The sequence below is a fragment of the Streptomyces sp. V2I9 genome (genome assembly GCF_030817475.1).
GTDB lineage: Bacteria > Actinomycetota > Actinomycetes > Streptomycetales > Streptomycetaceae > Streptomyces.
Genome location: NZ_JAUSZJ010000002.1, coordinates 6449264 through 6472860 on the forward strand (window position 1 = coordinate 6449264; position 23597 = coordinate 6472860).

The 23597-nt window shown below is 72.4% G+C and carries 21 protein-coding genes and 1 tRNA gene; 12 read left to right on the forward strand and 10 right to left on the reverse strand.

Annotated features, from left to right (window positions below):
* Nucleotides 1–27: 27 nt before the first annotated feature.
* Nucleotides 28–2094: a phosphocholine-specific phospholipase C gene (locus QFZ71_RS27995; protein WP_307670937.1), complete on the forward strand. Its 2067-nt coding sequence runs from the start codon at nt 28–30 to the stop codon at nt 2092–2094.
* Between the two features lie 94 nt (nt 2095–2188).
* On the opposite strand, the gene QFZ71_RS28000 is transcribed toward QFZ71_RS27995, so the two are convergent.
* The 3 genes from QFZ71_RS28000 to QFZ71_RS28010 form a co-directional block, all read right to left on the reverse strand.
* Nucleotides 2189–3124: a DUF2510 domain-containing protein gene (locus QFZ71_RS28000; protein WP_307670938.1), complete on the reverse strand. Its 936-nt coding sequence runs from the start codon at nt 3122–3124 to the stop codon at nt 2189–2191.
* Nucleotides 3125–3238: 114 nt separating this feature from the next.
* Nucleotides 3239–3931 carry a response regulator transcription factor gene (locus QFZ71_RS28005; protein ID WP_307670939.1) on the reverse strand — a complete coding sequence of 231 codons (693 nt, stop codon included), beginning with the start codon at nt 3929–3931 and terminating at the stop codon, nt 3239–3241.
* A gap of 2 nt (nt 3932–3933) precedes the next feature.
* Entirely contained in the window at nt 3934–4887 is a 954-nt protein-coding gene (locus tag QFZ71_RS28010) for a HAMP domain-containing sensor histidine kinase (RefSeq protein ID WP_307670940.1), read from the reverse strand.
* A 239-nt stretch (nt 4888–5126) separates the two neighbouring features.
* Here QFZ71_RS28010 and QFZ71_RS28015 point away from each other — a divergent pair, with 239 nt between their 5' ends.
* Nucleotides 5127–5417: a DUF3040 domain-containing protein gene (locus QFZ71_RS28015; RefSeq protein ID WP_307670941.1), complete on the forward strand. Its 291-nt coding sequence runs from the start codon at nt 5127–5129 to the stop codon at nt 5415–5417.
* A 214-nt stretch (nt 5418–5631) separates the two neighbouring features.
* Entirely contained in the window at nt 5632–6522 is an 891-nt protein-coding gene (locus tag QFZ71_RS28020; RefSeq protein ID WP_307670942.1) for a hypothetical protein, read from the forward strand.
* A 329-nt stretch (nt 6523–6851) separates the two neighbouring features.
* Here QFZ71_RS28020 and QFZ71_RS28025 read toward each other — a convergent pair whose 3' ends face one another.
* Both QFZ71_RS28025 and QFZ71_RS28030 read right to left on the reverse strand, forming a co-directional pair.
* Complete coding sequence (locus tag QFZ71_RS28025; protein ID WP_373465164.1) at nt 6852–7493, reverse strand: hypothetical protein; 642 nt, start codon at nt 7491–7493, stop codon at nt 6852–6854.
* Between the two features lie 75 nt (nt 7494–7568).
* Complete coding sequence (locus QFZ71_RS28030; protein ID WP_307670943.1) at nt 7569–8048, reverse strand: DUF309 domain-containing protein; 480 nt, start codon at nt 8046–8048, stop codon at nt 7569–7571.
* Between the two features lie 110 nt (nt 8049–8158).
* Here QFZ71_RS28030 and QFZ71_RS28035 point away from each other — a divergent pair, with 110 nt between their 5' ends.
* From QFZ71_RS28035 to QFZ71_RS28055, 5 genes are all read left to right on the forward strand, one after another.
* Nucleotides 8159–10813 carry an AAA family ATPase gene (locus tag QFZ71_RS28035; RefSeq protein WP_307670944.1) on the forward strand — a complete coding sequence of 885 codons (2655 nt, stop codon included), beginning with the start codon at nt 8159–8161 and terminating at the stop codon, nt 10811–10813.
* Nucleotides 10814–10862: 49 nt separating this feature from the next.
* Nucleotides 10863–10936: transfer RNA gene (locus tag QFZ71_RS28040), tRNA-Pro, on the forward strand.
* Between the two features lie 577 nt (nt 10937–11513).
* Nucleotides 11514–12263, forward strand: a complete 750-nt coding sequence (locus QFZ71_RS28045; RefSeq protein WP_307670945.1) for an RNA polymerase subunit sigma-70 — start codon at nt 11514–11516, stop codon at nt 12261–12263.
* 197 nt (nt 12264–12460) lie between these two features.
* Nucleotides 12461–12775, forward strand: coding sequence for a hypothetical protein (locus QFZ71_RS28050; protein ID WP_307670946.1), 315 nt, complete (start codon nt 12461–12463; stop codon nt 12773–12775).
* 32 nt (nt 12776–12807) lie between these two features.
* Nucleotides 12808–13227, forward strand: coding sequence for a tail fiber domain-containing protein (locus QFZ71_RS28055; protein ID WP_307670947.1), 420 nt, complete (start codon nt 12808–12810; stop codon nt 13225–13227).
* A gap of 63 nt (nt 13228–13290) precedes the next feature.
* Here the strand turns inward: QFZ71_RS28055 and QFZ71_RS28060 are convergent, their stop codons facing one another.
* Nucleotides 13291–13686 (reverse strand): cupin domain-containing protein, encoded by a 396-nt coding sequence (locus QFZ71_RS28060; protein WP_307670948.1) that lies wholly within the window; start codon nt 13684–13686, stop codon nt 13291–13293.
* Nucleotides 13687–13738: 52 nt separating this feature from the next.
* Here QFZ71_RS28060 and QFZ71_RS28065 point away from each other — a divergent pair, with 52 nt between their 5' ends.
* The 3 genes from QFZ71_RS28065 to QFZ71_RS28075 all read left to right on the forward strand — a co-directional run bounded on the left by QFZ71_RS28065 (nt 13739) and on the right by QFZ71_RS28075 (nt 18387).
* Complete coding sequence (locus QFZ71_RS28065; RefSeq protein WP_307670949.1) at nt 13739–14719, forward strand: GlxA family transcriptional regulator; 981 nt, start codon at nt 13739–13741, stop codon at nt 14717–14719.
* Nucleotides 14720–14976: 257 nt separating this feature from the next.
* Complete coding sequence (locus QFZ71_RS28070; protein ID WP_307670950.1) at nt 14977–16257, forward strand: ATP-grasp domain-containing protein; 1281 nt, start codon at nt 14977–14979, stop codon at nt 16255–16257.
* Nucleotides 16258–16338: 81 nt separating this feature from the next.
* Entirely contained in the window at nt 16339–18387 is a 2049-nt protein-coding gene (locus QFZ71_RS28075; RefSeq protein WP_307670951.1) for a CocE/NonD family hydrolase, read from the forward strand.
* 95 nt (nt 18388–18482) lie between these two features.
* On the opposite strand, the gene QFZ71_RS28080 is transcribed toward QFZ71_RS28075, so the two are convergent.
* The 3 genes from QFZ71_RS28080 to QFZ71_RS28090 all read right to left on the reverse strand — a co-directional run bounded on the left by QFZ71_RS28080 (nt 18483) and on the right by QFZ71_RS28090 (nt 20565).
* Complete coding sequence (locus tag QFZ71_RS28080; protein WP_307670952.1) at nt 18483–19832, reverse strand: APC family permease; 1350 nt, start codon at nt 19830–19832, stop codon at nt 18483–18485.
* Nucleotides 19833–19952: 120 nt separating this feature from the next.
* Nucleotides 19953–20141 carry a hypothetical protein gene (locus tag QFZ71_RS28085; RefSeq protein ID WP_307670953.1) on the reverse strand — a complete coding sequence of 63 codons (189 nt, stop codon included), beginning with the start codon at nt 20139–20141 and terminating at the stop codon, nt 19953–19955.
* 58 nt (nt 20142–20199) lie between these two features.
* The gene (locus QFZ71_RS28090) at nt 20200–20565 is read right to left on the reverse strand and encodes a hypothetical protein (RefSeq protein WP_307670954.1); all 366 of its coding nucleotides are present in this window, start codon (nt 20563–20565) and stop codon (nt 20200–20202) included.
* A gap of 715 nt (nt 20566–21280) precedes the next feature.
* Here QFZ71_RS28090 and QFZ71_RS28095 point away from each other — a divergent pair.
* Complete coding sequence (locus tag QFZ71_RS28095) at nt 21281–22399, forward strand: FUSC family protein (protein ID WP_307670955.1); 1119 nt, start codon at nt 21281–21283, stop codon at nt 22397–22399.
* A gap of 60 nt (nt 22400–22459) precedes the next feature.
* On the opposite strand, the gene QFZ71_RS28100 is transcribed toward QFZ71_RS28095, so the two are convergent.
* On the reverse strand, nt 22460–23506 hold the full coding sequence (locus tag QFZ71_RS28100) for an NAD-dependent epimerase/dehydratase family protein (RefSeq protein ID WP_373465165.1): 1047 nt from the start codon (nt 23504–23506) through the stop codon (nt 22460–22462).
* Between the last annotated feature and the right edge of the window lie 91 nt (nt 23507–23597).

A 23597-nucleotide genomic window follows, 5' to 3' on the forward strand; every position in this document is an offset into this window, starting at 1 on the left:
GTCCCCCCACTCCAAGAGGCCTTACACATGGCTGATATGAATCGGCGCCGCTTCTTCCGGATAGCCGGTGCGACGGCGGGCTTCGCCGCTCTGACGGGCAGCATCGACCGTGCCGCCGCCATCCCCGCCCACCGCGCGAGCGGAACGATCAAGGATGTCGAGCACATCGTCGTCCTGATGCAGGAGAACCGTTCCTTCGACCACTACTTCGGGGCGCTCAGAGGGGTACGGGGGTTCGGCGATCCACGTCCCGTGACGCTGCCGAGCGGCAAGTCCGTCTGGCACCAGGCCGACGCGGCGGGCAGGGAGACCCTGCCGTTCCACCCGACCGCCGACGACCTGGGGATGCAGTTCCTCCAGGGCCTCAACCACGACTGGGCGGGCGGCCACCAGGCGTACAACGGCGGGCGTTACGACCGCTGGATTCCGGCCAAGACGCCGACGACGATGGCCCATCTGACGCGGGACGACATCCCGTTCCACTACGCGCTCGCCGACCGCTTCACCGTGTGCGACGCCTACCACTGCTCGTTCATCGGGGCCACCGACCCCAATCGCTACTACCTCTGGTCGGGGCACACCGGCAACGACGGAACCGGCGGCGGGCCCGTCCTCGGCAACGAGGAGCGCGGCTACGGGTGGACGACGTACCCCGAACGGCTGGAGGAGGCCGGGGTGTCCTGGAAGGTCTACCAGGACATCGGCGACGGTCTGGACGGGCCCGGCGGCTGGGGCTGGATCGACGACGCCTACCGGGGCAACTACGGGGACAACTCACTGCTCTACTTCAACCGCTACCGCGACGCCGAGCCCGGCGACCCGCTGTACGACAAGGCGCGCACCGGCACGAACGTGGCCGGGGGCGACGACTACTTCGACGGCATCGCCGCCGACGTACGGGACGGAAAGCTGCCGCAGATCTCCTGGGTCGCCGCGCCCGAGGCCTTCACCGAGCACTCCAACTTCCCCTCGAACTACGGCGCCTGGTACATCGCCCGACTGCTGGACGCGCTGACGTCCGACCCCGAGGTGTGGAGCCGTACCGCCCTGTTCATCACCTACGACGAGAACGACGGCTTCTTCGACCACGTCGTCCCGCCCTGTCCGCCGACCTCCGCCGACCGGGGCCTGTCCACCGCGGACACCTCCACCGAGGTGTACGCGGGCGGTTCCTCCTACGGCCCCGGTGTCTACGGGCTCGGGCCGCGCGTCCCGATGCTGGTCGTCTCGCCGTGGAGCACCGGCGGTTACGTCTGCTCCGAGACCTTCGACCACACCTCGGTGCTCCGCTTCATGGAGCGGCGCTTCGGGGTGCGCGAACCGAACATCTCACCCTGGCGGCGCGCCGTCTGCGGGGACCTGACCTCCGCCTTCGACTTCGCCCGCACCGAGCCCGCCCCCGGCGACCTGCCGGACACCTCCGCCTACGAGCCGCCGGACCGCGAGAGGCACCCGGACTACCGGCCCACCCCGCCCGCCGTGGGCGCCATGCCGAAGCAGGAGCCGGGAAGCCGTCCGGCGCGGCCGCTCCCGTACGCCCCGTACGTCGATGCCGCGGTCGACACGCGCACCGGGAAGATCGCGCTCACCTTCAGTCCGGGGACGGAGGGCGGCGCACAGTTCTATGTCACCTCCGGCAACCGGACCGATGCCCCGTGGACGTACACCGCGGGGGCCGGCCGGACGGTGACGGACGCCTGGAACGCCGCCTACTCCGGCGGCGCCCACGACCTGACGGTCCACGGGCCGAACGGATTTCTCCGCACGTTCAGGAGCCGGGGTTCCGCCGCCGGGCCCGAGGTCACGGCCCGCCACAACGGCGGGAGCGGCAACCTCGACCTCACCCTCACCAACGCCGGCGGATCCGAGGCCCGCCTCACCCTCGTCAACGCCGACGTGTACGGGGGAGCCGAGCACACCGTCACCGTCCGGCCGGGCGCCACTGTGTCGCGCACCATCGACCTGCGGGCGGGGAAGCGCTGGTACGACGTGACCGTCACGGTCGAGGGCGACCCCCTCTTCCTGCGCCGCTTCGCCGGCCACGTCGAGACGGGCGAGGCCGGAGTCAGCGACCCCGGAACGATCACCGGCTGAGAAAGCGGACCGGCGGGGTGCGGGCCGTCCTCGGCCCGCACCCCGCCGGTCCGTTCGGTGCGCCGCCGGCGGGGCGGGGTGAGTCCGCGTGCGGTCAGGCCGCTCCGCCCGCGCCTCCCGCACCCCCGGACGCGGCCTTGATCCCGCCGGTGATCTCGTCCAGAACGCTCAGCTTCGGGGCGTCCTCGTGGATGTCGAACCCGGACCGGACCACGACGAGCATGCCCTTGGACGTGGGGGAGGGGAACACCAGCGATTCCACGTAGCCGTCGTCGCCCTTCTCCGTCACCACCTTCCAGCGCACGACATAGCCCTTGCCGCCCGCCACCGTGACGGCCTCGGACTTCAGCACCTCGTGCGAGGTGACCTTCCCGTAGCTCTTGCCGCCGTAGGACTCCTTGGCGTTCACGGCGATGTCCTTCCGCGCCGCCTCTTCCGGATCTTCGGCCGAGAGCTTCACGGCCGCCGCCGGAGCCGAGAACACCCCGCCGCGGACACAGGTCTCGGCGGTGTCTCCGGGGCACGGGTGCTCGCCCGTCGTCAGCCCGGCACCGACCATGCCGGACGTTCCCTTCCACCCCTTGGGCACCGGAAGGCTGATCCCGGCGGCCACGTCCGTGGCGAAGCCCGGCTCGGTCGGCGGCTGAGCGCCCCGCTCCTGACCGTCGCCGTCCTGCCCGCCGCTCCCGTCGCCGCCCTCTCCGCCGCCGGTTCCGCCCTTACCGCCGTCCTTCCCGTCGCCGTCCGGTACGCCGGGAAGGCCGGGAACGCCGGACGGCGAAGAGGCCGCGGTACCCGGCCGGCCGCCCTTGTCCTCTCCCAGCAGATACACACCGCCGCCGACAGCGCCGAGCACCACCGCGCCGACCGTCACGCCGACGCCGATACGCAGCCCGCGACGGCGCGCCGAGCCGGGTGCCGCGCGGACATGGCCGGTCCACTGCACACCGTCCCACCAGCGTTCCGGGGCGGGGCCTTTGCCTGTGTGCCCGGGGTCTGGGTGCCAGCCGGGCGGGGTCATCTGGGTCACGAGGGCACCCTATGCGGACCGGCTGAGAATCACATGAAATGACCGGCGGGAGATCGTTCGCGCACCCGCCCGGCGCTCGCGGACGGTGGGGTGCCGGCCTCGCTCCCGGACCGGTCAGGGCTCGATCAGGCCGGCCCGGATCGCGTAGCGGGTGAGCTCCAGGCGGTCGCGCAGGCCGAGCTTCTGGAGCAGGTTGGCGCGGTGGCGCTCCACGGTCTTGACGCTGATGACCAGCAGGTCGGCGATCTCCTTCGAGGAGTGGCCCTCGGCGACCAGCTTGAGGATCTCCTCCTCGCGCTCCGTGATGGCCCGCGCCGGCAGGCCCTTGCCGTCCTTGGCCCGGTCGAGGAAGTCGCGGATGAGCGCGGTCACCGCGCCCGGATAGAGGAACGGCTCGTCGCGCATCGCCGCCCGGCACGCCTCCACCAGGTCCCGGTCCGCGACCGACTTGAGGACGTAACCGGCCGCGCCCGCCTTCAACGCCTCGAAGAAGTACTGCTCGTTGTCGTACATGGTGAGCATGAGGATGCGCAGGCCCGGCATGGCCCGTGACAGTTCGCGCGCCGCCTGGAGTCCGGTCAGCCGGGGCATGGCGATGTCCAGGATGACCAGGTCGGGCCGTTCCCGCCGGGCCATCTCGATGGCTTCGGCGCCGTCGCCCGCCTCGGCGACGACCGTCAGGTCCGGTTCTCCGTCGAGGATCAGCCGGACGCCCCGCCGTACGAGGGCGTGGTCGTCCGCCAACAGGATGCGGGTCGGAGCGGTACCGCCCCGAGGCGGCGTGGCGGTGGACGGTGAGATGGGCATGATCACGTGCTTCCGTTCGGTACGGGAACGTCGAGCCGGACTTCGGTGCCGCCCAGCGGGCCGGGACCGAGGGAGATTTCGGCGCCGATCAGCAGAGCGCGCTCGCGCATACCGCGCAGGCCGGCCCCCTCCGGAGCGTCGCCGAGGCCGCGGCCGTCGTCGCGGATGCGGAGTTCCACCCCGCCCGGGGTGCGCCGCAGCGAGAGTTCGAGCCGGGTGGCACGGGCGTGCCGGACGGTGTTGGTGAGGGCTTCCTGTGCGATCCGGTAGACGACGAGCTCGGCCGCCGTGCCCAGCTCCGGCAGATCCTTCTCCATCTGCCGGCGGATCGTCAGCCCGTCCGGCGTCGGCGTCCCGGTGATCAGCGCCGTCAGCGCGCTCACCAGGCCCAGTTCCTCCAGCACGCCGGGCCGCAGCCGGCGGGCGATCCGCCGGATCTCGTCGAGCGACCCCCGAGTGATCTCCTGGACCTGCCGCAACTCCTCGCGCAGCGGGTCCGGGGCGTGGTCGGCGACCCGCTTCAGCTCCAGCAGGACCGCGGTCAGCGTCTGCCCGACCTCGTCGTGCAACTCCTGCGCCACACGGCGGCGCTCGGCCTCCTGCGCGGACAGCGCACGGGCGCTGCTCGTGGCCCGCTCGGCCTCCAGCCGGTCCAGCATCGTGTTGAACGTCTCGATCAGCGCGGCGATCTCCCCGTGTCCTGCCACTTCGGGGCGCGGGCTCGGGCGCAGCAGATCGGTGGTCGCCATCGCGCGGGTGACCCGCTGGAGCGGGGAGAGACCGAGCCGGAGCAGAGCCGCGTTGGCCGCGAGCATGAAGGCGATGCCGCCGGTCAGGATCATGGCCTCGGTCAGCAGGACCGGGGTGGAGACGGTGACCGGCCCGAGCAGCAACAGAGCGGCGGCCGCGACCAGCACGGCGGCGTTGAGCAGGAAGATCCGCCAGAACAGGGACAAGGCCGAACGGCTCCTTCGGAGGGGCGGGGCGTACGGGCGCGCTGACAGCCTCCACTATCGCCGCTGCGGGACGCGGGTGACTCCGCGCCACCGCCGCGCGGCCTCGTCTGCAGGGTGCGGACCCCCGGATATGGGTGCCACCCCCGATGGCCCCCGGCGTCCCTCCCCGACGACCATGAGGTCCAGGGCCCCGAGGGGCCCTCGGGGCCGACAGGACATCCGTACGGGAGGGAGGCACCATGCCCAAGTACGACGAGCGGCTGCGTGAGCTGGAGCAGCAGCTGCGTCACGACGATCCCGTGTTCGCCGAGGCGATGTCCGGCGGGACCCCGCGCCCCCCGCGCGAATACCGCCGCCGCACTGCCTGGCTGTGGATCTCCGTCGGCCTCGCCGTGCTGGGCGCCGGCATCGCGGCCGGAGACGGGCTCCTGATCGCCGCGGGCCTGGTGGTGTCCGGCGCGGCGGCCCATCTGTTCGACCCGCAGCGCGGACGGCTGCACGGGCGGAACATCCCCGGCAGCCCCCGCTGACCGCGCCCCTTTCCCGAGGTGACGGTCCGCAGTTCGTGCTGGTACCGGAGGCGATCCGATCGCACCGTCGACGGTGCCGTCCCGGCGTGACCCGCGGGCTGCGTGCGGGAGCGGGTGTCACCGGATCCGGTGACACCCGCTGGGCAACCGATCACGCACCGCAATACCTTGATCGCGCTGCGCGATGTGTCGCGCTCTCACAGATCGAGGTCCCATGAGCTTTCAGCAGTTCCTGTCCCGGGCCGCTTCCCGGATCGGCTGGTGCGCCACCGCGCTCGGCCTGGTCCTGATCGCGGCGGTGCCGGCCCAGCCTGCCGCCGCCGACACGACACCGGCACCGCCACTGGCGCTGGTCTCGATCGTCAAGGCGACGAAGACCGTCAACGACTACCAGCCGGTCTACGCGGAGTGCCGCGACGGGGACTGGGCCGTCAGCGGCGGCGCGGAGGCGGTGGCCCCCAACGCCGTGTACCACGAGGTCGGCCTGGTCGGGAGCTTCCCCGCCGTCCTCCGAGGCGAGAAGCAAGCGTGGGGGTGGGCCGCCAATGCCCGCAACTTCGGCGGGAAGCCCACCACGGTGACCGTCTGGGCGGTCTGCGCGTCCCTGCCCAGGGGCTATGAGGTCGTACAGGCCCCCCTCGTCCAGGTGCCGAGCGACCAGGCCGTCACCGTCTCCTGCCCGGCAGGCAAGACCGCCCTCGGCGGCGGGGCCGAGATCCAGGGCACCGAAAGCTCTCTCACCAAGAGCTACCCGTCCGGCTTCACCGCCTCCGGACCGACGGCGTGGACGGTGGCCGGCCGTGTCATGTCGAACCGCACGGTCGGTGTCGCGGGGGCCGTGACCTGTGCCGACCCGATCGCCGACCATGAGTGGACGACCTACAAGGTCAGCAAGAACACCCCGTCAGGAGGGTTCCTCACCTGCCTCAACGGACGGCGGGTCACCAGCGGCGGTGCCGCGGCGAACAGTCAGGAGCCCGTCCTCATCGCATCCAGGCCCGGCCTGATGAGTGAGGGAGCCGACCGCGACGGCTGGTGGATCCAGGCCGGAAGCCTGTGGGAGCCGATCGACGTGGACCTCTATGTGATGTGCAGAAGCCGATAGCGGCAGACCGCGGACACGGCCGGGAGACAGCCGGCCGAACGCAGGAACGGGCCCGGCCGGTGCTGCGCCGGCAAAGCCGGCCGGGCCCTTGCACCCCGCATGCGACCCACCACACCGACCCGCCCTCGTTCCCAGGTCCCGGACCGGCACGGCTCAACGGCCCCGGTGGAGCCAGAACCTCGAACACGGACTAGGAAAGTGGTCATGGACGCAGCCTGATCGACCGGTCGAAGTGGGTCGAAGCGCCGATCCGCAGCGAGGGCTGGACCGGGCAGGCGCCCGGTGCCGCACGTCGTCGCCCTTACCGTCCGGCGCCGGGCCACACGGCATCAGGGAAGCAGCAGCCAGTCCGCTCCCACGGCGGCCAGCAGCCCGGCTACCAGCAGCCAACTCGCCATCCGGGTACGGCCGTTCCGGCTCAGCTCGATCACCACGCCGCACAGGATGAGCGCGAGCCCGTAGACGCCGACCACCAGCACCGACGACCGGCTCGCGATGCGCAGGATGAGCACGACAGCCATCGCCGCCATGCCCACGGAGGAGAGCAGAATCCGCAGCCGCCGCGCCTGGCGCGGCGTCAGCCTCTTACCGTCGCGCCCGTCCTCGCCCTCCGGGGCAGGGGGATCGTCCCCACGGTCCGGGGCGGCAGGCTCGTCCCGGCCGCGCCCGGTGGCCGCCTCTTCCGCCTCTTCCGGCCCCTTCCGCCCGTTCTGCCCGGCGGAAGCGCCGGGACCGTCCTCGTCCCCGCTCAGCTCCCGGCCCGGTTCCCCGCCCCCAGCCGCGTCGGCTGCCTCCGCGGCGGTCACCTCTGCGGATTCCGCCTCCCCCACACGCCGAGAGGCGCCCTCGGCTATGAGGGTGCCGGTGTCCGGGTCCTGGTCGGCCCGCTCGTCGCCCGGCCCGCTCTCGCGGCGGTCGCGGCGCCGGTCCGGGTGCTGGTCCCGGTGCTGGTCCTGGTCAGAAGTGCTCATGGAGCCGGATCGTAGTAGCTGTGGGCGGGCAGGGTTCCCGGAGCCGGCGCCTCCGCCCCGGCCCGGCACTCCGGCTCACCGTCGCAGACGGGGCGCCTCGGCCGCGGCGTCCACCGTCGGGCCCGACTCCACCCGGTCCGCCAACTCCCCGGCCCACTCCGACAGTCCGGTGACCGCGATCCCGTGGGGCGCGGACCCGGCGAACGGGGCGAGCGCCCCCGCGCCCCGGCGCAGCAACCGCGCGCCGCCCGTGGTGTTGCCCCGCGCGGAATGGGTCAGCCCGACCGCGAGCTGGGCCAGGCCCCGCCAGAGCTCCCGTTCGTCCTCGGGCCCGGACTTCCAGGCGTCCTCGAAGACCTCGTGGGCGTGGAACGGCATCCCGGCGTCCAGCAGCCGCTGAGCCTCCAGAAGCGTCTGGCGAGGCGTGCGCACCACCCCTTCCGGCTGGCGCGCGACGCCGGGCGTCCCGTACGGCAGGGGACGCCCCAGCCCGTCACGGGGGCGCGCGTTGTGCGCCCGGCCTTCGGCATCGCGGTCCCTGCGCATCTCGTCCACTACTCGATTGTGCCTCGTACCTGCAAGGAATCGTGCGAACTCTGTCGGTGAGCACCCGCGCACGACTAGGCTCGACCGTCGAGAAGACTGCCTCTGTGGGAAGGGTGGGCATGAAGCCGTCCCGGCCGTTGTACGAACGTGAACCGGAACTCGCCGCCGCTGCCGAGGCGGTGGACGCCCTGTGCGGTGCGCAGGCCGTCGGAGGACTCCTGGTCTTCAGCGGAGAGGGAGGGATCGGCAAGACCGCGCTGCTCGACGAGATCCAGACGATGGCCGTCGACCGCTGCACCGTGTGGTCCGCCCGCGGAGGCGAGACCGTCACCTCCGTACCGTTCCACGTCGTACGGCAGTTGCTGCAACCCGCCCTCGACCAGCTCCCGCCCGACGAGACCCGCGCGCTGTTCGGCGACTGGTACGAGATCACCGCCCCGGCCCTCGGGCTGGCGGAGCCGAGCGGACCGCAGCCCGATCCGCAAGGTGTGCGCGACGGCCTGGACTTCGTCGTCGGCCGCCTCGCGTCCCGGCTCAGCCACCGGCCGTTGCTGCTCATCGTGGACGACGCCCACTGGGCGGACGGCGAATCCCTCGCCTGGCTGGCCTCGTTCACCGCCCGCCTCGGTGAACTGCCGGTCCTGGTGGTGCAGGCGCACCGCCCGCAGGAGCTGGCGGAGCGCAACGCCGACCACATCGCGGACCGCGCCGCCGAGCGTGACTCGGGCGGCCAGGGCAGGGTGACCCGCGTCGCGCTGCGCGCCCTGACGCCGGACGCCACCGCCGTGCTGGTCCGGGCGGCCCTCGGTGAGCACGCCGACGACCCGTTCTGCCGCGAGGTGTGGGCCGTCACCGGAGGCAATCCCTACGAGGCGGTCGAACTGGTCGCCAAGGTCCAGGACCACGAGCTGCCGCCGGTGGAGGAATCGGCGGGCGAACTGCGCGCGCTGGGCGCATCCGCCAGGGGCAGCGGACTCGTCGCCCGGCTGGAGCGGCTCGGCACGAACGCCAACCGGTTCGCCTGGGCGGCGGCCGTCCTCGGCACCGACATCTCCCAGGAGCTGGCGGCCACCCTCGCCGGCATGAGTTCGGCGGAGGCCGCCGACTGCACGGCCCGGCTGCGCGACGCCCGCATCGTCAGCGGCTTCGACCCGCTCGAATTCGTCCATCCGCTGATCGCGTCCGCGGTGTACCGATCGATCCCGGCGGCCACCCGTACCGCCATGCACGGCCGCGCCGCCTGGGCGATCACGCGGGCCGGCCGCGGTGCCGCCGCGGCCTCCCGGCACCTGCTGGAGGTCCACCCGGACGACGACCAGGAGCTGGTCGCGCAGTTGCGGGAAGCCGCCGCCCAGCACCTCGCCGTCGGCGCGCCGGAAGCGGCCCGGCGCTGTCTGGAACGGGCGCTGGAGGAACCGCCGCGCCCCAAGGACCGGGCCGTCCTGCTGTACGAGCTGGGCTGCGCGACGCTGCTCAGTTCCCCGCCCACCACGGTCCAGCACCTGCGCGCCGCCCTGGACATGCCGGGCCTCGACGACGGCCTGCGGGTCGACGCCACCTTCCGGCTCGCCGCCGCGCTGGCGCACAACAACCAGCTCAAGGAAGCGGCGATCTCGCTGGCCGCCGAGGCCGGGCGCACCGCACCCGGCCCCGGACTGATGCGGCTGCAGGCCGCGCACTTCATGTGGGAGGGCATGCAGGCCGTCGAGGAGGACGGGCCGAGCCGCTCCCGCCGGCTCACCCGCAACGCCGACCACCTCAAGGGACGCGACAACGCCGAGCGGGCGCTGCTCACCCTGCGGGCCTTCGACGGCATGCTGCGCGGTGAGAACGCCCAGCTCGTCGTGGACCTCTGCGAACGCGCCCTGATCGACGGCAGCCCCGCCCGCGGCCTCGGCTGGACCGACACCGAGTGGGGCTTCGAGTTCCCCACCATGGTCGGCATCACCTACACTTTCGTCGATCAGCTCGACCGCGCGGAAAGCCTCTTCGGTGAAGCGGTCCGGGCCTTCGAGATCTCCGGCTGGAGCGGGGCGCACCTGGCGTTCGCCCACACCCTGCTCGGCATGGTCCACCGCCGTCGAGGCCGCCTCGCCGAGGCCGAGGTCTTCCTGCGCGAAGGGCTGCGCCTCGCCGACCGCGTCGGGACCGGACTGCCCGTCCACTGGGACGCGACCTGCCTGCTCATCGACACGCTGCTGGCGCGGGGACGTACCGAGGAGGCCCGCAGCTTCGCCGACCGCTACCACTTCGGACCGCCCTACCCCAGCGCCATGGTGCTGCCGGACGGTCCGTGCATCCGGGGCCGGCTGCTGCTGGCGGAGGGCCGTACGAAAGAGGCGATCGCGGAACTCGAAGCGGCGGGCGCCGCCCTGGAGGCGAGGGAACGCTTCAACGGCGTCTGGGCTCCCTGGGCCGCCGACCTGGCACGGGCGCTGGCCGACGAGGACCCGGCCCGCGCGGCCCACCTCGCCGCCCGCAACCGTGTGCACGCCGAACGGTTCGGCACACCCACCGCCATGGGCGAGGCCCTGCGCTGCGCCGCCCTGTTCGCGCCTCCGGAGCGGGCCGCGCAACTGCTCGCCGAGGCGGTCGGGCATCTGGAGAAATCCACCTCCGCCTACGAGCACGCCCTCGCGCGGGTCGAGTACGGCATCGCGATCGGTTCGCACCGGGAGCTTGCGCGCGCCCAGAAGCAGGCGATGACCTGCGGAGCCGAGGGTCTGGCCGCCCGAGCGCACCAGGCGCGTGCGTCGATCCGGTCCTCGGAGTGAGGTAATGTTTGTCCTGCGCGGCCACCTGGGAGACCAGAGGGAAACGCGGCGGGACGTGGCGCAGCTTGGTAGCGCACTTGACTGGGGGTCAAGGGGTCGCAGGTTCAAATCCTGTCGTCCCGACTGGAGACAGTCGTAGATCGAGGGCCGGTTTCGGAGCCATCCGAAACCGGCCCTCGATCGTTCGGGGCGGTGGAGTCCAGGCCGGCCACTGGCCGATCCGTGCGGGTGAAGGGCGGCACGGGCCTGCCCGGCGTCGATGAGAACGGCGAATTCCTCGCGCGCCAGGCACATCACTTCCTCGACGGCGAGGCGGTGTTGCTCCCTCCCCAGGGAGGCGGCGAGCAGGACGGCGGCCCGCGCCACGACAGTCGCACGTGTCACGGGGCTCCTCCCTCCTGACGTCAGCGGCGGGACGGTGGTGTCCTTCTGCCGTCAGTCGAGCGGGTCGCCCCGTACACCTCGTACTCCAGGGCGGAACGCGCCGGGCATCGCGTCATCGGCGCGAGATCGTCCGACGCGCCCCCACCGCCCGTGCGGCTTCCACATCCCGATCGAACACTTGGGTGGCGCGACCGATGGGCTCTCCGGCCGTTATGACCCATGGCGCTTCACAGCGGTGACGATTCTGCACACGCGGGATGCCGGAACCCACCAGGGTCCACGCCCCCGGTGGTTCAAGACGTGAGGGGAAACGGCAGTGGGGACGAGCAGTGCTGCGATCGGTGCGGGCGATGTACCGATCGACGGGGGCGAAGGCAGCCGGAGCGCCCGGGTGGCGACCGGCGGGACCTGGAGGCGGCCCGATACCGGCGCCGCACCCGAGGGTGCCTTCGACGCGCTCTACGCCCACACCGCTTCCGGCCTGACCCGACAGACCTACCTGCTGACCGGACGCCGCAGCCTGGCGTTCGAGTCCGTCGACTGGGCCTTCCGCCAGGCATGGCAGAACTGGCCCGAGGTCGCCGCTGACCCGGACCCGGTCAGCTGGGTGCGCTGCAAGGCGCACGAGTACGCTCTCTCCCCCTGGCACCGGTTCCGCTGGACCCTCCGGGATTTCGACGCGTCCGTCACCGATGCGACGCACCGGACACTGCTGGACCTGCCCGCGCCACAACGTCGGGCCCTCCTGCTCTGCGAGGGCCTGGGCCTCGCGCCGGAACAGGCCGCCTGGGAGATGGAGGCCAGCACACCCGCCACCACCAGCCGCTTGCTCTGGGCCCGCGACCACATGGCTCACCGCCTGCTCGGCCTCGAAGACCCCGCGGCCGTCAGCGATCAGCTGCGCACCATGGTCGCCGACACCGCCGTTGCGACCCTGCCGCTCGCCCGGTCCATCCGCTTGGGCAGCGAAGAACGTGTCCGGCACCTCACGTGGACCGTCTTCGCCATGATGGCCGCGTTCATCTGCCTCATTGCCCTGTTCATCGCCACGACCCCCGATCGTTAAAGTGCCTCGTGCCCCAACACCTCGGGGTCAAGGGGGCGCAGGTTCACCTCCTGTCGTCCCGACGGGCAGCAGTCGCAGATCGCGGGGCGGCGAACCGTGGCCGGCGATTCCTTCGGAGGGCGTACGTGCCTTTTGGCGGCGCGGGCCGTTAGGGGTGTCGCGGACGCGCGTGGCGTCCCGTGGGGAAGGGGTGCCCGATGTTCACGAAGCGCGTTGCCCGCCGTCTGCTGGTGCTGACGGCCACGGCGGCCGGCGGTACGGGTGCGTGGGGCGGTCAGGCCCTGGCGAGCACGAACATTCTTGCGATCGGAAACGACGCTCACGACGCCACGATGATCAACAGGGACCGTGAGGTCGGGGCGGTCGGTGGGACGGCGTACGGCAGCGGGGTGGGCAGCGGCATGGTCCAGCTGCCGGTGAACAGCCCGGAGAACCGCGGTGGCGGGGGCAGCCTGCTCTTCTCGGACCGCCGGCTGAAGACCGGGGTCACCGCGGTGGTCTGGGAGCGATGAGCCACGGGCGGTTGAAAGGGGCGGCGGTCAGGATGCTGACATCGGCCCTGGCCAGGATGGGCCCGCCCCGGGGTGCCTCTGCCGCGGGCCTGGCTTCGGACGCCGTGTCGGGTGCGGTGTGCGGTGGTGATCCGGTCAACGGCTACCAGGTGCTGGAGCAGGTGGTCCGCTTGCCGGTCAGCACCTGGCGGTATCACTGGGACCCACCGCAGGTACGTCATCTGGGGCCCATGGCGCAGGACTGGTGGAAGGCGTTCGGGGTCGGGGAGAACGACCGGACGATCTGCTGCACCGACGCCAACGGGGTGGCCATCGTCGCCATCCAGGCGCTGCACCGCGAACTGACCGCACTACGGGACGAGGTCGAGGTCCTGCGGGCCGAGAGGTTGCCGGGGGCGCCGTCGAACCGTGGCTCCGCGCCCCCGAGTTCCGGGAAGAGCGCGGCAGACTAGCCGGGCCCTCTCCGGCGGTTCGGCGTGTCGTGTCGGCACAGGGTGCCCGGACCCGCCCCGGCGTCACGTGCTGAGGGCGTGTCCGGTCGTGGAATCGACGTGGTCCGGGATCTCGTCGTGGCGATCGCCCACGGTCGGGGTCCCGGTGGGCTCGAACAGGAGGATCGCGGCGGCGGACGGAGCGTACGGCCTGTGCGCTGTGCCTCGGGGGACGGTGAAGACCGACCCGCGGGGGAGCAGGACCGTGCGCTCCCCGGAGGGCTCGCGCAGGGAGATGTGCAGCTCGCCGTCGAGCACCAGGAAGAACTCGTCGGTGTCGTCGTGGACGTGCCAGACATGTTCGCCCTCGACCTTTGCGACGCGGACGTCGTAGTCGTTGACGCGGGTGACGATACGAGGGCTCCACAGAGTGTCGAAGGAAGCCAGTGCCTTGCTGAGGGAGATCGGTTCGCTGCTCACGGGCTCATCCTGCGCTGTTCCGCACGGCCGCCGTGAGTGCTAGGAATCGCACATGGCGAAAGAATCCTCGCAGACGGCCCTGCACCGGGTCGTCGTGATCGTGGACGAGAACAGCAACCCCTTCGAGCTCGGCTGCGCGACCGAGGTCTTCGGTCTGCGCAGACCGGAGATCGGCCGTGACCTCTACGACTTCGGACTCTGCTCCCCGGAGCCCCGCACCGTGATGCGCGACGGATTCTTCACCCTCACGGGAGTGGCCGGGCTGGAAGCGGCCGACGCGGCGGACACCTTGATCGTCCCCAACCGCCCGGACGTCGAGGTGCCCCGCCGCCCCGCCGTGCTCGACGCGGTCCGGCGGGCGCACGCACGCGGTGCGCGGCTCGTCGGCTTCTGCAGCGGAGCCTTCACCCTGGCCGAGGCCGGAGTGCTCGACGGGCGCCGGGCCACCGCGCACTGGCAGTGGGCGGATTCCTTCCGGGCCCGCTTCCCCGCCGTCCGCCTCGAACCGGACGTGCTGTTCGTGGACGACGGTGACATCCTCACCGCGGCGGGGAGTGCGGCCGCGCTCGATCTCGGGTTGCACGTGGTCCGCCGCGACCACGGCGCTGAGGTCGCCAACTCGGTGAGCCGCCGCCTGGTGTTCGCCGCGCACCGGGACGGCGGGCAGCGGCAGTTCGTGGAGCGTCCCCTGCCCGACCTCCCCGACGAGTCCCTGGCGCCTGTTCTGGCCTGGGCCCAGGAACGGTTGGACTCACCACTCACCGTTGCGGACCTCGCGGCCCGTGCGGTGGTCAGTCCGGCGACACTGCACCGGCGCTTCCGGGCGCAACTGGGCACGACTCCGCTGGCCTGGCTCACCGGGGAGCGCCTTGCTCTCGCGTGCCGGTTGATCGAGCGGGGCGAGTCCCGGTTCGAGGTGGTCGCGCGACGCAGCGGGCTCGGTACCGCCGCGCATCTGCGCACCCTGATGCGCCGCGGGACCGGCATCACACCGTCGGCGTACAGGCGACGGTTCGGGCCGGACACGAGCTGACGGCGCAGCTCCGGGCGGCGTACGGCCCGGCCCCGGCGTACGGGCCCGCCCGCGTTCCGGTCGACCGCACTCCCGCCACGCACCGCACTCTCACCGCCCATTCCTCGGCCGGTGCCCGCTCCGCAGGCCCTCCCCGGTGCCCGCGACGGGCGCCCCCCGACAAGGTGTGCTGTGCCCCACAGGCGTTCACGCATGGGCTCGCCGTCAACGGGCACGCGGCCGGAACACACCCATGTTCCCCAGGAGAGGACCGCCGCATGCCCGAGGACCATTGCCGGAACATCTTCGTCATCGGCCTCGACGAGGCCAATCTGCCCACCCTGCGTGCCGTTCCGGACGCGGACGCCTACCACTTCCACGGCTTGCTCACCGTCGAGGAACTCCAGGAGGGCGAGGTCTCGGTGAACGATCTCCTCGACCGGGCCCGGAAGGTGCTCGACGCGCACGAGGGGAGCATCGACGCGATCGTGGGCTACTGGGATTTCCCGGTCAGCACCATGGTCCCGATCCTCGGCAGGGAGTACGGCACCCGCACCACGAGCCTGGAGTCCGTGGTGAAGTGCGAACACAAATACTGGAGCCGGCTGGAGCAGCGCAAGGCGGTCGACGCGTATCCCCGCTTCGGCCGCGTCGACCTCACCACCGACGCCCCGCGCCCGCCCGAGGGCGTCTCGTTCCCGATGTGGCTCAAGCCCGCCCTCGCCTACTCCTCCGAACTGGCCTTCGGCGTGAAGGACGAGCACGAGTTCCAGGCCGCGGTGAAGGAGATCCGGAGCGGTATCGGGCGGGTCGGGCGCCCCTTCGAGACCGTGCTCGACATGCTGGAACTGCCCGAGGAGATGGACGGCGTCGGCGGCGAGGTCTGCCTCGCGGAGGAGGCGATGACCGGGATACAGGTGGCCGTTGAGGGGTACGTCCACGAGGGCCGCCCCACCGTCTACGGCGTGCTCGACTCGATCAACTACCCCGACTCGCCCTGCTTCCTGCGCCACCAGTACCCCAGCACCCTGCCGCCCGACGTCATCCGCACCCTGCACGATGTCAGCGAGCGGACGATGCGCCAGATCGGCTTCGACACGGCCACCTTCAGCATCGAGTACTTCTACGACCCCAAGACCGGTCAGGTCAGCCTGCTGGAGATCAACCCCCGCCACTCCCAGTCCCACGCGGAGCTGTTCCAGTACGTCGACGGCGTCCCCAACCACCACCGGATGATCGCACTGGCGCTCGGCCGCGACCCGGCGCTGCCCGGCGGCCGGGGCGACTACGCCATGGCGGCCAAGTGGTACTACCGCTGGTTCACCGACGGCAAGGTGCACGAGATACCCGGACCGGAGCGGATCGCCGAGATCGAGAAGGAGATCCCCGGCGTCCGGATCGACGTCGTTCCCGAGGAGGGACAGAAGCTTTCCGCCGTCTCGCAGCAGGACAGCTACAGCTACGAGGTCGCGCACATCTTCACCGGAGGCGACGACGAGGAGGACCTGCGCCGCACGTTCGACCGCGCCGTGGCAGCCCTGGGCCTCTCCTTCGGCTGACCCGTGCGAACCACGGCGGCCACGGGCCTCGACAGCACCGAGCAGGCCCGGACACCCGAGCAGCAGAGGAGGTCGCAGCAGATGCGACACGTGGACCAACTCCCCCACGCGGTCGAGGAGGAGAAGCACGTCACGATCCCGATGGCCGACGGAAACCGGCTCTCGGCACGGATCTGGCGCCCCGTCTCCTCCGACACCGAGCCGGTCCCGGCGATCCTTGAGTACATCCCCTACCGCAAGAACGACCTCACCTCCCCGCGGGACTCCATCCACCACCCCTACATCGCCGGGCACGGCTACGCCTGCGTCCGCGTCGACATCCGGGGCACCGGCGAGTCCGACGGGGTCCTCGTCGACGAGTACCTCGAACAGGAACAGGCCGACGCCGAAACCGTGCTCGCCTGGCTGGCCGACCAGCCCTGGTGCGACGGCGCCACCGGCATGATGGGCATCTCCTGGGGCGCCTTCGCCGCCCTCCAGGTCGCCGCCCGCAGGCCCCCGAGCCTGCGCGCCATCTGCATCTCGTCCTTCACCGACGACCGGTACGCGGACGACATGCACTACCTCGGCGGCGCCATGCTCTCCGACAACCTGGCCGAGGCCGGCACCATGTTCGCCTACGCCACCTGCCCGCCCGACCCGGCCGTGGTAGGCGACCGGTGGCGCGAGATGTGGGAGGAGCGGCTGCGGGCCGCCAAGCCCTGGGTCCTGGAATGGCTGCGCCATCCCCAGCGCGACGCCTACTGGCGGCACGCCAGTCTCAGCGAGGACTACAGCGCCCTCGCCTGCCCGGTCCTCGCCTCCAGCGGATGGGCCGACGGCTACTCCAACGCCGTCACCCGGCTGCTGCGCCACGTCGACGTGCCCCGCAAGGGGCTGATCGGCCCTTGGTCGCACAAGCTGCCCCACCTGGGGGAGCCGGGCCCCGCGATCGGCTACCTCCAGGAAGTGGTGCGCTGGTGGGACCACTGGCTCAAGGGCCTGGACAACGGCGTCATGGACGGCCCCATGCTCCGCACCTGGATGCAGGAGAGCGTGCCGCCCTCCACCTCGTACGAGGAGCGGCCGGGCCGCTGGATCGGGGAGCCCTCCTGGCCCTCGCCGCACGTCACGGACACCGTGCTGCCCTTCCACGACCGCGGAATCCTGATGCCCCGCGGCAGCGGCGAGGTGGCGGAGCGGCCGGAGGGCCGGGAGCGCGCGCGCACCGTCCAGTCCCCGCTGTCCGTCGGCCAGTTCGCCGGCAAGTGGGCGTCCTACAACGCCCCGCCGGACCTGCCCTACGACCAGCGCGAGGAGGACGGCGGGTCGCTCGTCTTCGAGACCGACGTCCTGACCGAACGCGTGGAGATCCTCGGCGCCCCCTCCGTCACCCTCGACGTGTCGGCCGACGCCCCTGCCGCGCAGGTGAACGTCCGTCTCTCCGACGTCGCTCCGGACGGGCGCTCGACGCGCGTCACCTACGGGGTGCTCAACCTCGCCCACAGGAACAGCGAGGCGGAGCCGAGTGAACTCGCACCGGGGGAGCGGTACACGGTCCGCGTCCCTCTGCACGGGGTGGCGCAGGTGTTCCCGCCCGGCCACCGCATCCGGCTCTCCCTGTCCACCTCGTACTGGCCGCTGGTCTGGCCGGCCCCCGAACCCGTCCTGCTCACGGTGTACGAGTCCGGCAGCGCGCTCACCCTGCCGGTACGCGACCAGGACGTCGCCACGGACAGCGAACTGCGCCCCTTCGGTGAGCCGGAGGGCTGCGCGCCGGCGGCCGTCACCCAGCTCGGCGAACCGGAGCAGGCGTGGACGGTCTCACGCGACCTGGTGAACTACCGGTCCGTGCTCGACATCGTGAAGGACCAGGGGGCGCGCCGGTACGAGGACGCCGGGATCGACGTAGGCCTGCGGGCCTGCGAGCGGTACAGCTGGGTCGCCGAGGACTTCGCCTCGGTACGGGGCGATTCGGCCTGGACCATGAGCTTCGGCCGGCCCGGCTGGGACGTGCGCGTCGAGACGCGTACCGTCCTGACCTCGGACAGGGACGCGTTCCACGTGGACGCGACCCTGGACGGTTACGAGGGCGGCCGCCGCGTGTTCTCCCGTACGTGGAACGAGGACGTGCCCCGGACGAGCGTCTAGGACGACGCGCGGCGCGGCCGGTGCCCCCGAGAAGGGGTCGGTTCCGGAGCGATCCGGAACCGGCCCCCGGTCGTTTCCGGGGCCGGTCGGGGGTGTCACCGGAGCCACGTACGGAACGGTCGGGAGGACCGACGCGACCGGAACGAGACAAGGGCGCCGAGACCGCCGCCCACGGCCAGGAGCACCAGCCCCCTCCACCAGACGTCGCGTTCGATCTGGGTGGCGAGCAGGACGCAGGACAGGGCTCCGAGCACCGGTACGACGGTCGGCGCCCGGAAGTGGCGCCCGGTCGTCGAGTCGCGGCGCAGGACGAGGAGCGAGGTGTTGACGAGGAAGAAGACCACCAGGAGCAGCAGGACCAGGGTGGAGGCGAGCGTGGACACATCGCCGGTCAGCGCGAGGAGCAGTGAGAGCGCGGTGGTCGCGGCGATGGCCGCCCACGGGGTGCGGCGGCCGGGGAGAACCTTCGTCAGGAAGCGGGGGAGGAGGCCGTCCCGCGCCATGCCGTAGGCCAGCCGCGAGGACATGATGCCCGTCAGCAGCGCACCGTTCGCAACGGCCACCAGGGCGACGGCGCCGAACAGCTCGGTGGGGACCCCTCCTGCCGCCCGGACGACCTCGAGCAGCGGACCGCTCGACTCCGCCAGCGTCTCCGTCGGCACCGCCGCGGACGCCGCCACGCCGACCAGGGCGTACACCGCGCCGGCGGTGAGGAGCGCGCCGAAGAGCGCTCGGGGGTACGAGCGGCGGGGCTCGCGGGTCTCCTCCGCCACGTTGACGGACGTCTCGAATCCGACGAACGAGTAATAGGCGAGCACGGCGCCGCTGAGCACGGCCGCCACCGGGCCCTCGCGCGAGGTGCCCAGATCCGTGAGGCTCCCCGGGGCTCCGTCGCCGCGCAGCATGATCCGGATGCCGAGCCCGATCACCAGCAGCAGCCCGCCGACCTCGATGACCGTGGCGACGACATTGGCGCGGGTCGACTCGTTGATGCCTCGGGCGTTGAGCAGTGCCAGCAGGCCGAGGAAGACGACGGTCACCAGCACCACGGGGAGGGTGACGAACTCGGTCAGGTAGTCGCCGCCGAACCCTCGGGCCAGGGCGGCCACCGACACCACGCCGGCGGCCAGCATGAAGAAGCCCGCCAGGAACCCCGGGAACGGACCGAAGGCCAGGGTCGCGTAGTGGGAGGCGCCGCCGGCGCGCGGGTACTTGGTGACCAGCTCCGCGTAGGAGGCGGCCGTCAGCGGGGACAGGCACATGGCCACGAGGAGGGGAACCCATACGGCCCCGCCGGACTCGGCGGCGACCTGACCCACCAGGACGTACACGCCCGCGCCGAGTACGTCGCCCAGAATGAAGAAGTAGAGCAGCGGTGTGGTCAGGGCCTTCTTGAGCGGTGCCGGAGCGTCCGAGGCCGGGGGCACCGTGGGAGATGGTTTCACGGGGCGCCGGGTACCCCAGCCCCCGTCCGACAACCGGAGTCGCTCCGATGGCCCTGGCCCCCGCCGCGGAGTCCTCGTGCGGGCCGGCCCGGTTAACCGGGCCGGCCCGCATCAGACGGTTCACTCCGGGGCGGCGCCGTCCCGGCCCTCGAACACGCGGCGCGCGACAGCACCCTCGTCGTCGACGAGACCGCCGTCGGCCGCGGGGAACACGGCACCGCAGTGCTCGCACAGCTTCGCCGTTCCGGCGGGAGTGCCGCAGGCGGCGCAGAACCGCTGCTCGCCCTCGGCCGGTGATGTCTCCGTCATGGTCCTCCTCTTCCTCTTCGTGGGGGCGGGCTTCGTCCCGTACCCGTACGCGGAGGGACTACTCGGCGCGGGGCGCGGCGGCCGTTCGCCGCGGGTGCCGTCCGGGACGCTCGGGCACCCTCCGCGTCCGATACGTCCGGTGCGCCCCGGAGCACCGCCAGAACCGGGCAGGGCCCGGCATCGGACAGCCGGGCCGCCACCGGTACCGGGCCCGGTGGCGGCCCGGCATCCCGGTCAGGCTCTCCATCACCGCGGCCGGATCGGCGGCGGTCGCCACACCGGGCGCGTCGGAGGAGATACCGGTCGTTCCCAGCGTTTCGACGCCTTCGGCGCGGGCACCGATGGCCTTGCCGTGCCGGAATGCCTCGGTGATCAGCAGCCGGACCCGCGGGTCGCCCCCGGTGGCCACCTGCCCGGATCGCACGCACTGGCTGGTACCGGGTGTCCGGAGCGGCGATGGGTCACGGCGGTGGCGGGTCGGCGGTTCGGACCTGACGGTCTTCATGTCTTCCGGCCGCGCCCCACCCCCGCACCACGTGTGCGGGGGGCTTCGCGGCGCGCCGGAGGGTGCGGGCCATGCCCGGGCGTCGGTGTACCGTCCGACGCTCGGTGGACCGGCGGTCCGACCGATGGGGTGAAGGGCTCGCTGTGCTCGCGGTCGATCCTCCCGGTTCCCGCCATCCCCGGATCAAACGCAGGGCGGCCGAAGAAGTCGCTCAGGCGCCGAGCGCGAGTACGGCGGCCCCACGGCTGCGCGCCGGTGACCGGTCGCGGCACCCGGCCGATACTCCGGCGAACCCCTCCTCTTCGGCCGGGCGGGGACGTCGGACAGAGGTCCCGCGGGATACTCACGCGTCCGGTACCTGTCGGCGTCGGCTGCGGGCACCGGGGCCGGGGGCGGTTCCGGGACGGAGACGTTTAGGCGCTGCCCGCAAGGGCACGCGAGCAACGCGCTTCGGACAGGAGGCGCGCCCGTGGAGGTCCGGGCGGCTCTGTCCTCCCGCGCCACCCGCTCCGACGGCGGCGCCACCGCCTCATCGACGGGGAGTGACACCGGTGCAGGCCGCATCCGGCCACGGGCGGCGCCCGGCCGGGGAGGGGCCGGTCGCACCGCGACATGAAGGGCAAGCCCGCACGACATGAAGAACGCCTTCGCCCGTTGGAAGCCCGTCCTGCGCCGCCCCGACCGCCCCCAGGTGGTGCAGTCCTTGAAGGCCGCCGCCGCGGCGATCGTCGCCTGGGCCCTGACCGGGTGGTGGCTGGCGGCCCCGATGGCCCTGATGGCGCCCTGGGCGGCTGTCGCGCTGGTGCAGGGAACCGTGTACCGGTCCGTGCGCACCGCCGCGCAACTTGTCCTCATGATCACGGTGGGAACGCTGCTCGCCGCCGGTGCCGCCGCGCTCACGGGCGACACGATGATCGCCATGATCGTGGTCCTTCCCCTCACCACGCTGCTCGGCAATGTGGCTCCCGTCGGAGGCCAGGGCCTGTACGCCTCCACCACCGCGCTCTTCGTCCTCGCCTACGGTTCCTACTCGGCCCCCGCCGTCGGGCACCGACTGCTGGAGACCCTGGTGGGGGCCGCCGTGGGCGTCGCCGTGAACGCCGTGGTGCTGCCGCCGGTCCACTCCCAGCACGTCGGCAGGCTGGCGGCCGCCCTGCCCCGCGACAGTGCGCGGCTGCTGCGGGACATGGCCGAGGGCATGGAGGACTACGACACCGCGCGGGCGGAACAATGGCACCGGAGCGCCGAGGGCCTCCCGGCCGCTCTGTCGGAGCTGTACGTCGGACGCGGATGGGACTCCGAGAGCTTCCGGCTCAACCCCGGTCACCGGCTGCGCCGCTGGACGCCCGCCCCCTCCGCCGACTGGGACGCCGTCTGGGCCCGGGTGGCGAACAGGCTGCTCGCCCTGACCCTGACGGTGTGGGAGACCGCCTCCGAGAGCCGCGTGCTGCCCCTGCCCTCCCCGCGTGCCCTGGAGGAGCTCGGGCGGCTCCTGTCGGCCGCGGCGGAGGCGTGCGAGGCGTGCGGGGCGATCATGGAGGACAGCGCCGACCAGGAGGGGCACGACCGGCGGAGGGAGGCCCTCGCGGACGCCGACCGGGCGCTCGCCGCGGTCAAGGAACACCTGCACGGGCAGGCCCCCGACGCCCAAGCCGCTCTCGGCAGCCTCGTGGCCGACTGCCAGGCGCTGTTGGACGACCTCGTGCCGGGCGGGGAAGACGCCGAGGCGGGCGAGGCACCGACCCGCGCCTGACAGGAGGCCGGTCCGCCGTCGCCGCCCGGGCTTCCGCCCGGCCGGAGTGACGCTGCGCGCTCAACGGAGCTTTCCGCCGGCCAGCGGCGCCGTGCTCTCGCCCCGGCCCTTCCGCACGCCGCGCAGGAAGTCGGTCAGCGCGTCCTCCGCCGTACGGCGGGGCCGCCACCCCAGCACGTCGTGCGCCCGGTCCGTGTCCATGACCGGAACCCGCAGCACCGCGTCGAACAGGTGGGGTGAGGCCGGCACGGCGCGGGCGTGCCACGCGCCTGCCAGGGCGGTACGCAGCAGGGCGCGGGGAAGACGCACGATCCGCGCGCCGAGCAGCTCCGCGAGCACCGGGGCGTCGACCACCGGGTCCGCCGCCAGGTTGAAGGAGCCGCGGACGTCACGGAGAACGGCCAGCCGGTAGGCCTCGGCGGCATCGTCGGTGTGGAGCACCTGGAAGCGCAGGCCGTCCAGATCGGGCACGAACGGCAGCAGGTCGGGTCGCAGGAGGGGCCCGGGGGCGTGGCGGCCGGCGAAGATGCGGCGTTGTTCGGGTGCTGCCGTCTCCTTGAAGATGAATCCGGGCCGCATCCGGACGACCCGGACCTCCGGGTGCCGCAGCTCGAAGGCGTCGAGGACCCGTTCCAGGTAGGCCTTCTCCCGGCAGTAGGCCGCGTCGGGCCACCCGTCGGTGGGCCACGTCTCGTCCACGCCCGGCTCGTCCTTCGGGCCGGGGGAGTAGGCACCGACGGAGGAGGCGTACACCAGCGCGGGGACCTTGCCGCGGACCACGGAGTCGAACACTCTCCGCGAACCGAGCACGTTGCTCCGCCAGGTCACGACCGGATCGTGCGTGGGCCGGAAGCGCCACGCGAGATGGACCACGGCGTCCGCGCCGTGCAGGAGGGCGGTGATCCGGTCCTCGTTGTCGGCGCGCGACAGGTCGACGGTGTCCCAGCGCACCTTCGGGATCTCCAGCGCGGGCCGCCTGCGGGCCAGCCCGAGGACCGAGCCGATGCCCGGATCGGCGGCGAGTGCGCGCACCACAGCGGTCCCCACGTTGCCGGTCGCTCCGGTCACCACCACCCGCCTGCCGGGAGGACGGTCTTCCATCGCCATGGGGAACGTCCCTTCTCGTACGCCGCGTTCCGGGACGGCCGGGCGCGATCGGTCGTCGGTCGGTGGAAAGGGGCTCGATGAGGTCGACGGC